Consider the following 15,990-nt stretch of genomic DNA (forward strand, 5'->3'; position numbering starts at 1 on the left):
AGCGCTTAGTTAACCCAGACGCGAGCGTTACGGAACATACGCATCCAAGGTGCGTCTTCGTTCCAGTCTTCCGAACGCCACGAGTTCTGCACCGCGCGGAACACACGTTCCGGGTGCGGCATCATGATCGTTACGCGACCGTCGCGGCTGGTCAAACCGGTGATCCCGCGCGGCGAGCCGTTCGGGTTGGCCGGGTAGTTTTCGGTGACCTTGCCGTGGTTGTCGACGAAACGCATCGCCACGCAACCCGACAGATCGGCTTCCAGCAACGCTTCTTCGCTGGCGAACTCGGCATGACCTTCACCGTGAGCAATAGCGATCGGCATACGCGAGCCGGCCATGCCTTGCAGGAAGATCGAATTCGATTCCTGGACCTGAACCATCGCCACGCGCGCTTCGAACTGCTCGGAACGGTTACGCACAAAGTGCGGCCAGAACTCGCTGCCCGGGATCAGCTCGTGCAGGTTGGACATCATCTGGCAACCGTTGCACACGCCGAGGGTGAAGCTGTCGTTACGTTCAAAGAAGCCCTGGAACGCATCGCGAGCACGGCTGTTGAACAGCGCGGACTTGGCCCAGCCTTCGCCGGCACCGAGAACGTCGCCGTAGGAGAAACCACCGCAAGCGACCAGACCTTTGAACTCGTTCAGGTCGACACGGCCGGCCAGAATGTCGCTCATGTGCACGTCGATCGCGTTGAAACCGGCGCGGTCGAACGCGGCTGCCATTTCCACCTGACCGTTGACGCCCTGCTCACGCAACACGGCAACCTGTGGGCGGATGCCTTTCTTGATGTAAGGCGCGGCGACGTCCTGGTTGACGTCGTAGCTCAGCTTGACGCTCAGGCCCGGGTTGTCTTCTTCCAGCAGCACGTCGAACTCTTGTTCGGCGCAGTCGGCGTTATCACGCAGACGCTGAATCTGGTAGCTGGTTTCAGCCCACTGACGTTGCAGCAGACGACGCTGGCCTTCGAATACGGTTTCGCCGTTGAAGGTGATGTTGATCTGGCCGTTGTTCATCGGCTGACCAATCACCGACACGCACTCGCCCAGACCGGCAGCGCTGAACTGCGCAAGGATGTCTGGAGTAGCGTCCTGGCGAACCTGGATCACGGCGCCCAGTTCTTCGTTGAACAGGATCGCGGCGATGTCGGCAGAAGTTTCTGCCAGACCGTCGAGGTTCAGGCTCAGGCCGCAGTGGCCGGCGAAGGCCATTTCCACGGTGCTGGTCAGCAGACCACCGTCGGAACGGTCGTGGTAAGCCAGCAAGTGACCGTCGGCGTTGAGGCCCTGGATAACGGCGAAGAAGGCTTTGAGGTCTTCGGCATCGTCGACGTCCGGCGCTTGCGAACCGAGCTTGCCGTGAACCTGGGCCAGGATCGAGGCGCCCATGCGGTTTTGGCCTCGGCCCAGATCGATCAGGATCAGGTCGGTGGTGCCCTTGTCCATGCGCAGTTCCGGCGTCAGGGTCTGACGGATGTCAGCCACAGGCGCGAAACCGGTCACGATCAGCGACATCGGCGACGTCACGGTTTTGTCGACGCCTTCGTCGTTCCAGCGCGTGGCCATGGACATCGAGTCCTTGCCCACCGGAATGGTAATGCCCAGGTCAGGGCACAGTTCCATGCCGACCGCTTTCACGGTGTCGTACAGACGCGCGTCTTCACCTGGGTGACCGGCAGCGGACATCCAGTTGGCCGACAGTTTGATGTCGGAGATTTTGTTGATGCGCGAAGCCGCGATGTTGGTCAGGGTTTCGCCGATGGCCATGCGGCCCGACGCCGGAGCGTCCAGCAGAGCCAGCGGAGTGCGCTCGCCCATGGCCATGGCTTCACCGGTGTAAACATCGAAGCTGGTGGCGGTGACGGCAACGTCGGCTACCGGAACCTGCCACGGGCCGACCATCTGATCACGGGCCACGAGGCCGGTGATGGTGCGGTCGCCGATGGTGATCAGGAAGCTTTTGCTCGCCACGGCCGGGTGATGCAGAACGCGTTCAACGCAGTCTGCGATCTCCAGGGTCGACGGATCGAAATCGTCGCCCAATTCGTTTTCGCGAACGGCCGAACGGTGCATGCGCGGGGCTTTGCCCAGCAGCACTTCCAGTGGCATGTCTACCGGGCTGTTGCCGAAGTGACTGTCGGTGACGGTCAGTTGCGGCTCGGCAGTGGCTTCGCCGACGACGGCAAACGGGCAACGCTCGCGTTCGCAGATCGCCTGGAAGCGTTCGAAGTCAGCCGGGCCGACCGCCAGAACGTAACGCTCCTGGGATTCGTTACTCCAGATTTCGTGCGGGGCCATGCCCGGCTCGTCGTTTGGAATGTTGCGCAGTTCGAAGCGACCGCCACGGTTGCCATCGTTGACCAGTTCCGGGAAGGCGTTGGACAGACCGCCCGCGCCGACGTCGTGGATGAAGCTGATCGGGTTGTGTTCACCCAACTGCCAGCAACGGTCGATGACTTCCTGGCAGCGACGTTCCATCTCAGGGTTTTCGCGCTGTACGGAAGCGAAGTCCAGGTCTGCCGAGCTGGTGCCGGTGGCCATGGAGGAAGCCGCGCCGCCACCCAGACCGATCAGCATCGCCGGGCCGCCGAGCACGATCAGCTTGGAGCCGACGGTGATCTCGCCTTTCTGTACGTGTTCGGCACGGATGTTACCCATACCGCCCGCCAGCATGATTGGCTTGTGGTAGCCGCGAACTTCGTCGCCACGCGGGGTGGTGATCGACTGTTCGAAGGTACGGAAGTAACCGGTCAGGGCCGGACGGCCGAATTCGTTGTTGAACGCGGCGCCACCCAGTGGGCCTTCGATCATGATGTCCAGCGCGGTAACGATGCGCTCAGGCTTGCCATAAGGCACTTCCCACGGCTGTTCGAAGCCCGGGATTTGCAGGTTGGACACGGTGAAACCGGTCAGGCCAGCCTTTGGCTTGGCACCGCGACCGGTTGCGCCTTCGTCGCGGATCTCGCCACCGGAACCGGTGGACGCGCCCGGGAACGGGGCAATCGCAGTCGGGTGGTTGTGAGTTTCGACTTTCATCAGGATGTGCACCGGTTCCTGCACCGCGCCGTACTGGCGGGTTTCAGGGTCCGGGAAGAAACGACCGGCGACGTTACCGACGATGACCGAAGCGTTGTCCTTATAAGCCGACAGAACGCCTTCGCTGTGCATCACGTAGGTGTTCTTGATCATGCCGAACAGGCTTTTTTCCTGGCTCTGACCGTCGATGTCCCAACTGGCGTTGAAGATCTTGTGACGGCAGTGCTCGGAGTTCGCCTGGGCGAACATCATCAGTTCGATGTCGTGCGGGTTGCGCTTCAAGCCGACGAAGGCGTTGACCAGGTAGTCGATTTCGTCTTCGGCCAGGGCCAGGCCCAGCTCGGTGTTGGCTTTTTCCAGCGCGGCGCGGCCGCCACCCAACACGTCGATCGCGGTCAGCGGTTTCGGCTCGGCATGGCTGAACAGGCCGGCGGCTTGTTCAAGGTTGCCGAGGACGATCTGGGTCATGCGGTCGTGCAGCGCATCGGAGATCAGCTGCGCTTCGGCGTCGCTGAACTGGCCGGCGACGTAGAACGCGATGCCGCGTTCCAGGCGCTGGATTTTCGTCAGGCCGCAGTTGCGAGCGATGTCGCTGGCTTTACTGGACCATGGCGAGATGGTGCCGAACCGCGGCAACACCAGGAACAGACGACCGGTTGGCTCTTGTACCGGAACACTTGGGCCGTACTTCAGAAGGCGCGCGAGCACCTGCTGTTCGTCGCCGGTCAGGACGCCGGTAACTTCGGCGAAGTGAGCGAATTCAGCATACAAGCCGCTGACAGCCGGGACCTTCTGGCTCAGTTGCTCAAGGAGTTTGCTGTGGCGAAAGGCAGAAAGGGCAGGAGCGCCGCGCAGGATCAACATCTTCGGGACAGCCTCGGGAAGGGGTGTGCTTTGAGGCCGTGCATTCTAGCCTAAACAGGCCGCGACATCACCCGAAACGGTACGGGCGGCTGCACCCGGGCGTCGGGCCGGGTGTTCGGACCTCAAACCGGTGCGCGCCGAGCGATATTTTTTCTGTCACAAAATGCTGCTCGGGCCCATTCCTGCGGGCTCCGGAGCGGTTTTCAGCTGCCTAGCAGACAAGCCCTTCGCTGTCGAGATATGGCGCTCGTGGTCCTTTGCGTATACTGCGCAGATGTTTTCCCCAACGGCTTTGCGTCCGCGGTTCGCCAAATGGCTGATCGCAACCGGACTCTTCCTGGTGCTCAGTGGCTGTGTTGATAAACCCAACACGCTGGAGCGCGTAAAGGAGGATGGCGTGCTGCGGGTGGTTACCCGTAACAGCCCCGCCACCTACTTTCAGGATCGCAACGGTGAAACCGGCTTCGAATACGAGCTGGTGAAGCGCTTCGCCGACGATCTGGGGGTGGAGCTCAAAATCGAAACCGCCGACAACCTCGACGACCTGTTTAATCAGGTGGGCAAACCCAACGGCCCGGTGATCGCTGCTGCCGGCCTGGTCAGCAGCGAAGCACGCAAAAAGCAGGTGCGGTTTTCCCACTCCTATCTCGAAGTCACCCCGCAGATCATCTATCGCAACGGCCAATCGCGGCCCACCGAAGCGAAGGATCTGGTGGGCAAGAAGATCATGGTGCTCAAGGGCAGCACCCACGCCGAGCAATTGGCGGAGCTGAAAAAGAAATATCCCGGCATTGAATACGAAGAGTCCGACGCGGTTGAAGTCGTCGACTTGCTGCGGATGGTCGATGAAGATCAGATAGACCTGACCCTGGTCGACTCAAACGAAGTCGCGATGAACCAGGTCTACTTCCCCAACGTGCGGGTAGCCTTCGACCTCGGGGACGGCAGCAACCAGAGCTGGGCAGTGGCCGCTGGCGACGACAACAGCTTGCTCAACGAGATCAACGACTACCTCGACAAGGTGAAGAAAAACGGCACCCTGCAACGCCTGAAAGACCGCTATTACGGGCATGTCGATGTACTGGGTTACATGGGCGCCACCACCTTCGCCCAACACTTGCAGCAACGTCTGCCCAAATACGAACAGCACTTCAAGGCATACGCCAAGAAAGAGAAAGTTGATTGGCGCCTGCTCGCCGCGGTCGGCTATCAGGAATCGCTATGGCAAGCGGCCGTCACGTCGAAAACCGGCGTGCGCGGCCTGATGATGCTGACCCAGAACACCGCGCAGGCCATGGGCGTGTCCAATCGACTGGACCCCAAACAAAGCATCATGGGTGGCGCCAAGTACCTGGCCTACATGAAGGACCAGCTGGATGAGTCGATCCAGGAGCCGGATCGCACATGGTTTGCACTGGCGGCCTACAACGTTGGCAGCGGTCACCTGGATGACGCGCGCAAACTGGCGGCCAAGGAAGGACTGAACCCGGACAAGTGGCTGGACGTGAAAAAGATCCTGCCGCGCCTGTCCGAGAAGAAGTGGTTCAGCAAAACCCGTTACGGCTATGCCCGTGGCGGCGAACCCGTTCACTTCGTGGCGAACATCCGCCGCTACTACGACATCCTGACGTGGGTGACGCAGCCGCAGCTGGAAGGCAATCAGGTCGCCGAGGGCAACCTGCATGTGCCGGGGGTCGACAAGACCAAACCGAATCAGGAAACCCCTCAGCTCTGATACCGCGGGGCCGGTGCAAAAAAGATCGCAGCCTTCGGCAGCTCCTACAAGGTTATGTGTACACCTGTAGGAGCTGGCGAAGCCTGCGTTCTTTTGATCTTAGCCTTTCAACGCAGCAGCCAGGATCAGCGCCTTCATCTCCGAAACAGCCGACTTGAACCCGACGAACAACGCATGAGCCACCAGCGCGTGGCCGATGTTCAGTTCGTTGATACCTTTGATCGCCGCGACCGCTTCGACGTTGTGGTAATGCAGACCGTGGCCAGCGTTGACGATCAAACCTTGAGCCAGACCAAACGCCACGCCATCCGCCACACGCTGGAGCTCTTCAGCCACATCGGTCGGCGTCTCGGCATCGGCATAACGACCGGTATGCAGCTCAATAGCCGGCGCACCAACACGACGGGATGCTTCGATCTGCCGCTCGTCAGCGTCGATGAACAGTGACACTTCACAGCCGATTTTCGCCAGACGATCCACTGCCGCCTTGATCCGTGCTTCCTGCCCCGCCACGTCCAGACCACCTTCGGTCGTCAGCTCCTGACGGGTTTCCGGCACCAGGCAAATGTGCGCCGGACGAATGCGTTCGGCGAACACCATCATCTCTTCAGTGACGCCCATTTCGAAGTTCATGCGGGTTTGCAGCACATCCTTGAGCAGCAACACATCGCGCTCTTGAATGTGCCGACGGTCTTCGCGCAGGTGCACGGTAATGCCGTCAGCACCCGCCTCTTCCGCGTCCAGTGCTGCCTTGACCGGATCCGGATAGCGCGTGCCCCGGGCCTGACGCAGGGTGGCAACGTGGTCGATGTTCACGCCAAGAAGAATGCGATTGCTGGTGGTCACGGAAGCGCTCCTGAAAATGGAAAAGTTCGGCGCACAGCATACGGGGTGATCAGGGCTTGCGAAACAACTCGCGACTCACCAAGGGACGACCGCCCAGATGAACGGCCAGTGCCTGACGCATCAAGCGCTTTGCCGCGGACAGTGCGCCGGGCGCAGTCCAGTCTGCATCGGCCATCGCCAGCAGTTCGGTGCCGTTGAACAGACCGGGTTGCAGCAGGTAGACCCGTTCGAGCCCCGCATCCACTTGCAAACGGTAGAGACCGTCCGGCGCGATGGGATCGCCATGGATGTCGGTAGTCAGAGCGAAGCCGTAACCCAAATCGTCAAGCAGTCGCCATTCAAAGGAACGCAACAACGGTTCCAGCGGACGACCTTCGGCAAGTGCGAGCAGGGTCGCAGCGTAGTGATCGAAAACGGCGGGATGGGGATCTTCGGAGGGCAGCAGACGGATCAATAACTCGTTGAGGTAGAGACCGCTGAACAGCGCCTCACCATTGAGCCAGGTGGAGACGCCAGCGCTTTCCATGCGACCGACGTTCTTCAATTCACCACGCCCACGGAACTCGACTTCCAGCGGCACGAATGGCCGCGCCAACGTCCCAGCCTTGCCCCGAGCACTGCGCAACACCGCCCGCAGCCGACCTTGCGGCGTGAGGAAATCCACCAGCGCGCTGTTTTCGCGGTAGGCGCGACTGTGGAGCACGAAGGCGGGTTGGCCGAGGGGTTGGGACATGGAGTTCTCAATGACGGAACGCAGTTTTACAAACAACCCAAACCCAATGTGGGAGCGAGCTTGCTCGCGATGAGGGCATGACATTCAACATCGATGTTGACTGGCAGACCGCTATCGCGAGCAAGCTCGCTCCCACAGGGGTTCTTCGGTGTATCAGGAACCGGTGTTACAGGTCGCCGTAACCCAGCGAACGCAAGGCGCGTTCGTCGTCGGACCAGCCGCCTTTCACCTTGACCCAGAGGTTGAGCATGATCTTGGAGTCGAACAGCAACTCCATGTCCTTGCGCGCCTCGGTGCCGATGCGCTTGATCCGCTCGCCCTTGTCGCCAATGATGATTTTCTTCTGGCCATCGCGCTCGACGAGGATCAAGGCATGGATGTGCAGGGTTTTGCCCTGCTGCTTGAACTCTTCGATTTCGACGGTGATCTGGTACGGCAGCTCGGCGCCCATCTGGCGCATGATTTTCTCGCGTACCAGTTCAGCGGCGAGGAAGCGGCTGCTGCGGTCGGTGATCTGGTCTTCCGGGAAGAAGTGATCGTTTTCCGGCAGGTAACCGGCAATCACGCGCTCCAGCGTTTCGAGGTTATGCCCGTGCTGGGCCGAGATCGGCATGATCTGCGCGTTCGGCAACTGTTCCTGCAACCAGGTCAGGTGCGGCATCAGCTCGGCTTTGTCTTCGATGCGGTCAGTCTTGTTCAGCGCCACGATCAGCGGGCCGGTCACGTATTGAACGCGCTCGAGGACCATCTGGTCTTCGTCGGTCCATTTGGTGCGGTCAACCACGAAGATCACCACGTCGACGTCTTTCAACGCCGCCGAAGCGGTCTTGTTCATGTAGCGGTTCAGGGCTTTCTCGCCACCTTTGTGCATGCCCGGGGTGTCGACGTAGATCGCCTGCACGGCGCCTTCAGTCTTGATGCCGAGCATGTTGTGGCGAGTGGTCTGAGGCTTGCGCGAGGTGATCGCCAGCTTCTGACCGAGGATGTGGTTCAGCAGCGTGGACTTGCCCACGTTGGGACGGCCGACGATGGCGACATAGCCACAGCGAGTTGCAGTTGAATCAGTCATGGCCATTCTCCACGCCCAGGGCAATCAGTGCTGCAGCGGCCGCTACCTGTTCGGCAATACGACGGCTCACACCCTGACCTCGGCTTTTTTCATTCAGTAAGGTGATTTCACATTCGACGAAGAACGTCCGGCAATGCGGCTCACCCTGGATATCCACCACTTCGTAACGTGGCAGTTCACAGCCCCGCGACTGCAGGAACTCTTGCAGGCGGGTTTTTGGATCTTTGTTGGTGTCGACCAGCGTCAGGCCTTCGAACTCCCCGGCCAGCCAGGCCAGCACGCGTTCGCGCGCCATGTCCATGCCGGCATCCAGGTAGATCGCACCAATCAGCGCTTCCAGGGCATCGGCCAGAATCGACTCGCGACGGAACCCGCCGCTTTTCAATTCACCGGAACCCAGGCGCAGGTATTCGCCCAGATCGAAACCGCGAGCCAGTACGGCCAGGGTCTCGCCTTTCACCAGGCGTGCGCGCAAGCGCGACAACTGGCCTTCGCGAGCCAGCGGGAAGCGATCGAACAGCGCCTCGCCAGCAACGAAGTTGAGGATGGCATCACCGAGGAATTCCAGGCGTTCGTTGTTACGCCCGGCAAAGCTGCGGTGAGTCAGGGCCAGGACCATCAGTTCCTGATCCTTGAAGGTGTAGCCGAGCTGACGCTCGAGACGGCTTAAGGAGACGCTCACGGTTTACCCACGCTGAGTTCGTGGTTGGATTCCACCGCCATCGCCGTGATACGGCGCAGGCTTGGGACAATTAACGCTGTGTTCAAAAATAACGTCCTGAATATCATTGTTTTCATGCTTCTGGTGCCGATTATGCCGACTCCAGAAATGCATTCGGCGCTGTGTTCAACAGCGCCGTGTGTGATTACTTGATCAGGCCAACCCGCGAGAAATTCGGCAGGTGACTGAGTTTAGGTTCCGGCCAGCTCATCCAGACTGCGAAGGCCTTGCCGACGATATTCTTGTCGGGAACCATGCCCAGCAGATCCTTGGGAATGCTCGGATCATCCCAAAAGCGACTGTCGTTCGAGTTGTCGCGGTTGTCGCCCATCATGAAGTAGTGCCCGGCAGGCACGGTCCACGAATGGTCCGGCATTGCGCGGTAACGGCTCATTTCCTTGCGGATCAGGTGCTCGGCGACGCCGAGTTTTTCCTTGTAGAGCTCGGCGCTGCCCAACGTGCCCGGCTCGGAGCCGACCAGTTGTTCGGCAATCGACTCGCCGTTGACGAACAGACGCTTGTCGGCGGTGTAACGAATCTGGTCACCCGGCAGGCCCACCACACGTTTAATGTAGTTGACGTTCGGATCGCTCGGGTAGCGGAACACCATCACATCGCCACGCTGTGGATCACCGACTTCGATGACTTTCTTGTCGATCACCGGCAAGCGGATCCCGTAAGAAAACTTGTTCACCAGAATGAAGTCGCCAACGTCCAGGGTCGGTTTCATCGAGCCGGACGGAATCTGGAACGGTTCAACCAGGAACGAACGCAGTACCAGCACGATGAACAACACCGGGAAGAACGACTTGCCGTATTCGACCAGCAGCGGCTCTTTGTTCAGTTTCTCGACCACTACCCCATCAGGCTGGCTGACGCTGCCCTGATAGGAGGCAATGGCGGCACGCCGACGCGGCGCCAGGAAAACCAGATCGAGCAACGCCAACAGGCCGCAGACGAACACGGCGATGACCAGCAACAGCGGGAAATTTAGTGACATAGGACCTAACTATCCAACCTGAGCACTGCAAGGAAGGCTTCTTGTGGAATTTCCACGTTACCGACTTGCTTCATGCGTTTCTTACCGGCCTTTTGCTTTTCAAGCAGTTTCTTCTTACGGCTAACGTCACCGCCGTAGCATTTGGCCAATACGTTCTTTCTGAGTGCCTTGACGGAGGTTCGCGCAATGATCTGCCCGCCAATGGCGGCCTGGATCGCGACGTCGAACATCTGACGTGGAATCAGTTCTTTCATCTTCTCGGTCAACTGGCGACCTTTGTAGTGCGCGTTATCCTTGTGCACGATCAGCGCCAGGGCGTCGACCTTGTCACCGTTGATCAGCACATCCAGTTTCACCAGATTAGCCGATTGATAACGATCGAAATGGTAATCCAGCGAAGCATAGCCACGGCTGGTGGATTTCAGACGATCGAAGAAGTCCAGGACCACTTCGTTCATCGGCAAATCGTAGGTCACTTGAACCTGGGTACCGAGGAACAGCATGTCGTGCTGTACGCCACGCTTCTCGATGCACAGGGTAATGACGTTGCCCAGGTGCTCTTGCGGCACAAGAATATTGGCCCGCACGATCGGTTCACGCATGTCTTCGATCGAGGACAGGTCTGGCAGCTTCGACGGGTTGTCGACGTAAATCGTCTCACCGGTTTTCAGCAGCAGCTCGAAAATTACCGTCGGCGCCGTGGTGATCAGGTCCAGGTCGTACTCGCGCTCCAGGCGCTCCTGGATGATTTCCATGTGCAGCATGCCGAGGAACCCGCAACGGAAGCCGAAGCCCAGGGCGTCGGAGCTTTCCGGGGTGTATTGCAGGGACGAGTCGTTGAGCGTGAGCTTTTGCAGGGCTTCACGGAAATCTTCGAAGTCGTCGGAGCTGACCGGGAACAGGCCTGCGTAGACCTGCGGCTGAATGCGTTTGAAGCCTGGCAGCACGTCGACGTCCGGCGTGGAGCTCAAGGTCAGGGTGTCACCGACCGGTGCACCGTGAATGTCCTTGATGCCGGCGATGATGAAGCCCACTTCGCCGGCCTTCAGGTCAACGGTGGCGGTGTGTTTCGGGTTGAAGACACCGACGCTGTCCACCAGGTGGATCTTGCCGGTGGACTTGACCAGGATCTTGTCGCCCTTCTTCACACGACCATGGCGCACGCGAACCAGGGAAACAACGCCCAGGTAGTTGTCGAACCAGGAGTCGATGATCAACGCTTGCAGCGGATCTTCGTAGTTGCCGGTCGGCGCAGGAATGGTCTTGACCAGACGCTCCAGCACTTCGTCGACGCCCAGACCGGTCTTGGCACTGCACTCGACCGCGTCGGTGGCATCGATGCCGATGATTTTTTCGATTTCTTCTTTCACGCGGTCCGGATCGGCCTGAGGCAGGTCGATCTTGTTCAGGACCGGCATCACTTCCAGGCCCTGCTCAATCGCGGTGTAGCAGTTGGCTACCGACTGCGCTTCAACGCCCTGACCGGCGTCGACCACCAGCAAAGCACCTTCACAGGCCGCCAGCGACCGGCTGACTTCGTAGGTGAAGTCAACGTGGCCCGGGGTATCAATGAAGTTCAGCTGGTACTTGATGCCATCGCGAGCGGTGTAATACAGGGTGACGCTGTGGGCCTTGATGGTGATCCCGCGTTCACGTTCCAGGTCCATGGAGTCCAGAACCTGGGCTTCCATTTCGCGCTCGGCAAGGCCGCCACACATCTGGATGAAGCGATCGGCCAGCGTCGACTTGCCATGGTCAATGTGGGCGATGATGGAGAAATTGCGGATATGACTCAAATCACTCACGGATCAACACTCAAAAAGGCTGCAGGCATAGCCCGCCGAAAAATAGCCGGGAATTGTACCTGATCCACGGCGCAAGCGTCACGTTCGCAGGTCAGACGGCGCCTACAAAAAAGCCCCGGTCTTGCGACAGGGGCGTTTTGAGTGACCTTCAAGGACAGGAGAAACCCTTGATCAACCGGCCCGGCGCAACAACCAGACCCCGGCCAAGGCACAAACACCCGCCGGAACAAGCACCGCAAACAGCGGCGAGAAACCGAAGACCAGGCTTGAAGGACCGAGCAAATCCTGAACGATACGGAAGGTGAAGCCCACCAGCACGCCGGTGAACACTCGCTGACCGAGGGTCACCGAGCGCAATGGACCGAAGATGAAGGAAATCGCCATCAGTACCAGAGCGGCGGTGACCAGCGGTTGCAACACCTTGACCCAAAATGCCAGCCAGTAACGACCATTGTTCAGGCCCTGGTCAGCCAGGTAGTGGATGTAACCCCACAGACCGCTGATCGACAACGTGTCAGGCGACATGACCACCGTACTCAACAGCTGCGGGCTCAAGGCGACATCCCAGCGCTCGACCGGGGCAGTGACCACTTCGGTGCTCTTTTCATGGAACAGCGTGGTGGTGACGTCGCTCAACTGCCAGTGATCCTGATCGAACTTCGCACGTTTGGCGAAGCTGGAAGACAGCATGTGACGCTCATTGTCGAAACGATAACGGGTGACGCCATACAGCAGACCGTTGGGTTGCACAGAGTTGACGTGAATAAACTCATCACCCTGGCGATGCCACAAACCATGCTTGGCGCTTTGCGCATCGCCGCCGCCCTGAGCCAGGGAGCGATTGGCCTGAGCGGTGACTTCGGTGGCCGGCGCGACGTATTCGCCGATCAGCACACCCACCACCATCAGGACCAGCATTGGCTTCATGACCGCCCAGACGATCCGCCCGATCGACACGCCAGCAGCACGCATGATGGTCAGCTCGCTGTGACTGGCCAGACTGCCGAGACCGATCAGGCAACCGATCAGCGCTGCCATCGGCAACATGTCGTAAAGACGGCGCGGCGCGGTCAGCAGGACATAACTCAACACATCGACCAGGGTGTAGGTATCGCTGGCATCCCCCATCTCGTCGATGAACGCAAACAGCGTCGCCAGACCGAGAATGATCCCCAGCACCGCCAGAATTGCCACGAACACGCTGCTACCAATGTAGCGATCGAGCTTATCCACGAGCCACCTCCAGCGCGCTACGGCGACTCGCCAGCTTCAACTGCAAGGTTTCCCAATAGAGCAAGCCCAGGCCAATCGCCAGGAAGATCGCGTGAACCCACCACAACCCCAGAACAGCCGGAATCTTGCCTTTTTCAAGGGCGCCACGAGCGGCAATCAGAATACTCAGGTAAGCCATATAAAGAAGAATCGCCGGCAGCAGCTTGAGGAAACGGCCCTGACGCGGATTGACCCGCGACAGCGGCACCGCCATCAGGGTCACGATAAAGACCAGCAACGGCAGGGATAGACGCCATTGCAGTTCGGTGCGGGAGCGAATGTCATCGCTGCCGATCAGGGAACTGGTGGTCATCGCGTCACGGTCGGTCACTTCGTCGCTGACGTCCGGCTTGGGCAGCAATACGCCGTACTCCTCGTACTTGATCGCCCGGTAGTCGGCCTGACCTGGATTGCCGTCATAGCGATAGCCGTTGTCGAGAATCAGGTAACGGTTACCGTCTGGGCGAATTTCCTGACGGCCCTTCTCGGCCACCAGCACGGAAATCCCGCGATCCTTCTTGTCGGACGAGACGTTCTTTTGCGAAATGAACACACCACCCAGGTTGATGCGGTCATCCGACAGCGTTTCGGTGTAGGTCACCCGCGTCCCGTCGCGCAGCGCCTGGAAACGACCCGGCTCGAGGGTGTCGAACTCGGTCAGGGCATCCTGCTTGTTCAACAGCAACTGGAATTGATTGGCGCCTTGTGGCGCCAGGCTCAGGCTCAGCCATGCCACCACCAGTGCGACCAGGGTGGCTGGAAAAAGGGTCATGGCAAACAGGCGCTGCTGGCTCATGCCGGTGGCAGACAGCACCGTCATTTCGCTTTCAAGGTACAGGCGACCGTAGGCCAGCAGGATTCCGAGAAACAGGCCCAAAGGCAAAATCAACTGCAGGAAACCCGGCAGACGAAAGCCCATGATCAGGAACAGCGAGCCCGGATCCAGGAGGCCAGAGGCCGCCTGGGCGAGGTACTTGATGAAGCGACCGCTCATGATGATGACCAGCAGCACAGCGCTGACGGCGCTCAAGGTCAACAGGACTTCGCGGGATAGATAACGGAAGACGATCAAACCAGACACTCCAGGGTTGTCAGGCTAAGGCGGCCAAACAAGCAAACGCATCAGCCGGCTCGCAGGGCAGAGCCGCCGAAAAAGATGCGCATTATCCTGTGATTGGGTGCGCCTGTCACTGCGCACGCTCAAGCAGGCGGTTAAAGCGTTGAAGATCGTACAACCGAGGGTTGTCAGGCTCGGGGCACGAGGTTCAAACTGCGGCCTTTGTCGCGGGCCGTGACCTGCGTCTTTCTATTTATAAGCAAGCTCGAATGCACGCCGTCGAGCTCTTGCGTGTTGACCATTAATTCAGGGACCCGGACATGGAACTGGTTGTAAAAAGCGTTAGCCCAGAAACGTTGAAAACCGCCACTCTGGTGGTCGCCGTCGGCGAAGGCCGCAAGCTCGGCGCCGTTGCCAAACAACTCGACGAACTGAGCGGTGGCGCCATCAGCGCTGTGCTCAAGCGCGGCGACCTGGCTGGCAAAGTCGGTCAGAGTCTGTTGCTGCACAGCCTGCCGAACCTCAAGGCCGAGCGCGTGCTGCTGGTCGGCGTTGGCAAGGACGAAGAGCTGGGCGACCGCCCGTTCCGCAAAATCATCGCCGGCATCCTCAACACTCTTAAAGGCCTGGGCGGCAGCGATGCGGTGCTGGCCCTGGACGAAGTCGTGGTCAAAGGCCGTGACAGCTACGGCAAAACCCGCCTGTTGGCCGAGACCCTGGTGGACGGCGAATACACCTTCGACCAGTTCAAAAGCCAGAAAGCCGAACCTCGCAGCCTGAAGAAAGTCACTTTGGTGACCATCAAGGCTGCCCAGGCTGAAGTCGAGCGCGCCGTGGCCCACGCCACCGCCATCGCCAACGGCATGGCGTTTACCCGCGACCTGGGTAACCTGCCACCGAACATCTGCCACCCGACGTTCCTCGGTGAGCAAGCGAAGAACCTGGGCAAAGAATTCAAAAGCCTGAAAGTCGAAGTCCTTGATGAGAAGAAGATCAAGGACCTGGGCATGGGCTCGTTCTACGCCGTGGGGCAGGGCAGCGCCCAGCCACCGCGCCTGATCGTCATGCAATACAACGGCGGCAAGAAATCCGAGAAGCCGTTTGCACTGGTGGGCAAAGGCATCACCTTTGACACGGGTGGCATCAGCCTGAAACCGGGCGCCGGCATGGACGAAATGAAGTACGACATGGGCGGCGCTGCCAGCGTATTCGGCACCCTGCGTGCCGTGCTCGAGCTGAAACTGCCGATCAACCTGGTGTGCATCCTGGCCTGCGCCGAGAACATGCCGAGCGGCAATGCTTCGCGTCCTGGCGACATTGTCACCACCATGAGCGGCCAGACCGTGGAAATCCTCAACACCGACGCCGAAGGCCGTCTGGTGCTGTGCGACGCCCTGACCTACTCCGAGCGCTTCAAGCCGCAGGCAGTGATCGACATCGCCACCCTGACCGGTGCTTGCGTCGTTGCTCTGGGTTCCCACACGTCGGGCCTGCTGGGCAACAACGACGAGTTGATCGGCCAACTGCTGAGCGCCGGCCAATCGGCTGACGATCGCGCCTGGCAACTGCCGCTGTTCGATGAGTACCAGGAACAGCTGGACAGCCCGTTCGCCGACATCGCCAACATTGGCGGCCCGAAAGCCGGCACCATCACCGCTGCCTGCTTCCTGTCGCGCTTCACCAAGAACCTCAACTGGGCGCACCTGGACATCGCCGGCACGGCCTGGACCAGCGGCGGCAAGGACAAGGGCGCCACTGGCCGTCCGGTTCCATTGCTGACCCAATACCTGCTGGACCGCGCCAAAGCCTGAAACCGATGACCTTGGGCGGCGTCACTTTCGGGTGACGCC

At 59.9% G+C, this 15,990-nt stretch carries 11 protein-coding genes; 2 read left to right on the forward strand and 9 right to left on the reverse strand.

From position 1 onward, the window contains the following. Window positions 1–5: 5 nt before the first annotated feature. Entirely contained in the window at window positions 6–3,902 is a 3,897-nt protein-coding gene (gene purL, locus ACA079_RS26610; RefSeq protein WP_497701509.1) for a phosphoribosylformylglycinamidine synthase, read from the reverse strand. A 274-nt stretch (window positions 3,903–4,176) separates the two neighbouring features. On the opposite strand from purL, the gene mltF reads away from it, so the two are divergent. Continuing rightward, window positions 4,177–5,637 (forward strand): membrane-bound lytic murein transglycosylase MltF, encoded by a 1,461-nt coding sequence (gene mltF, locus ACA079_RS26615; protein WP_415771234.1) that lies wholly within the window; start codon window positions 4,177–4,179, stop codon window positions 5,635–5,637. Window positions 5,638–5,736: 99 nt separating this feature from the next. Here the strand turns inward: mltF and pdxJ are convergent, their stop codons facing one another. The 8 genes from pdxJ to lptF form a co-directional block, all read right to left on the reverse strand. Further along, entirely contained in the window at window positions 5,737–6,483 is a 747-nt protein-coding gene (gene pdxJ, locus ACA079_RS26620) for a pyridoxine 5'-phosphate synthase (RefSeq protein WP_497701510.1), read from the reverse strand. A gap of 49 nt (window positions 6,484–6,532) precedes the next feature. Then, window positions 6,533–7,216, reverse strand: a complete 684-nt coding sequence (gene recO, locus ACA079_RS26625; RefSeq protein WP_497701511.1) for a DNA repair protein RecO — start codon at window positions 7,214–7,216, stop codon at window positions 6,533–6,535. A 166-nt stretch (window positions 7,217–7,382) separates the two neighbouring features. After that, window positions 7,383–8,285, reverse strand: coding sequence for a GTPase Era (gene era / locus ACA079_RS26630; protein WP_008151577.1), 903 nt, complete (start codon window positions 8,283–8,285; stop codon window positions 7,383–7,385). Then, window positions 8,278–8,967 carry a ribonuclease III gene (gene rnc, locus ACA079_RS26635; protein ID WP_033053426.1) on the reverse strand — a complete coding sequence of 230 codons (690 nt, stop codon included), beginning with the start codon at window positions 8,965–8,967 and terminating at the stop codon, window positions 8,278–8,280. The genes era and rnc overlap by 8 nt, the downstream gene beginning before the upstream one ends. 184 nt (window positions 8,968–9,151) lie before the next feature. After that, window positions 9,152–10,006 (reverse strand): signal peptidase I, encoded by an 855-nt coding sequence (gene lepB, locus ACA079_RS26640; protein WP_415771237.1) that lies wholly within the window; start codon window positions 10,004–10,006, stop codon window positions 9,152–9,154. Window positions 10,007–10,011: 5 nt separating this feature from the next. Then, on the reverse strand, window positions 10,012–11,811 hold the full coding sequence (gene lepA / locus ACA079_RS26645) for a translation elongation factor 4 (RefSeq protein ID WP_008151572.1): 1,800 nt from the start codon (window positions 11,809–11,811) through the stop codon (window positions 10,012–10,014). A 171-nt stretch (window positions 11,812–11,982) separates the two neighbouring features. Then, complete coding sequence (lptG, locus tag ACA079_RS26650) at window positions 11,983–13,044, reverse strand: LPS export ABC transporter permease LptG (RefSeq protein WP_497701512.1); 1,062 nt, start codon at window positions 13,042–13,044, stop codon at window positions 11,983–11,985. Next, window positions 13,037–14,155 (reverse strand): LPS export ABC transporter permease LptF, encoded by a 1,119-nt coding sequence (gene lptF, locus ACA079_RS26655; RefSeq protein WP_497701513.1) that lies wholly within the window; start codon window positions 14,153–14,155, stop codon window positions 13,037–13,039. The genes lptG and lptF overlap by 8 nt, the downstream gene beginning before the upstream one ends. A gap of 305 nt (window positions 14,156–14,460) precedes the next feature. Between lptF and ACA079_RS26660 the strand changes: the two genes are divergently transcribed. Further along, the gene (locus tag ACA079_RS26660; RefSeq protein ID WP_497701514.1) at window positions 14,461–15,951 is read left to right on the forward strand and encodes a leucyl aminopeptidase; all 1,491 of its coding nucleotides are present in this window, start codon (window positions 14,461–14,463) and stop codon (window positions 15,949–15,951) included. Window positions 15,952–15,990: the final 39 nt, after the last annotated feature.

It is taken from the genome of Pseudomonas sp. LBUM1645 (assembly GCF_059716185.1).

Coding starts and splice junctions, on each gene's coding strand:
- purL (WP_497701509.1), bottom strand. CDS start 3,902: ATGTTGATCCTGCGCGGCGCTCCTGCCCTTTCTGCCTTTCGCCACAGC.
- mltF (WP_415771234.1), top strand. CDS start 4,177: ATGTTTTCCCCAACGGCTTTGCGTCCGCGGTTCGCCAAATGGCTGATC.
- recO (WP_497701511.1), bottom strand. CDS start 7,216: ATGTCCCAACCCCTCGGCCAACCCGCCTTCGTGCTCCACAGTCGCGCC.
- era (WP_008151577.1), bottom strand. CDS start 8,285: ATGACTGATTCAACTGCAACTCGCTGTGGCTATGTCGCCATCGTCGGC.
- lepB (WP_415771237.1), bottom strand. CDS start 10,006: ATGTCACTAAATTTCCCGCTGTTGCTGGTCATCGCCGTGTTCGTCTGC.
- ACA079_RS26660 (WP_497701514.1), top strand. CDS start 14,461: ATGGAACTGGTTGTAAAAAGCGTTAGCCCAGAAACGTTGAAAACCGCC.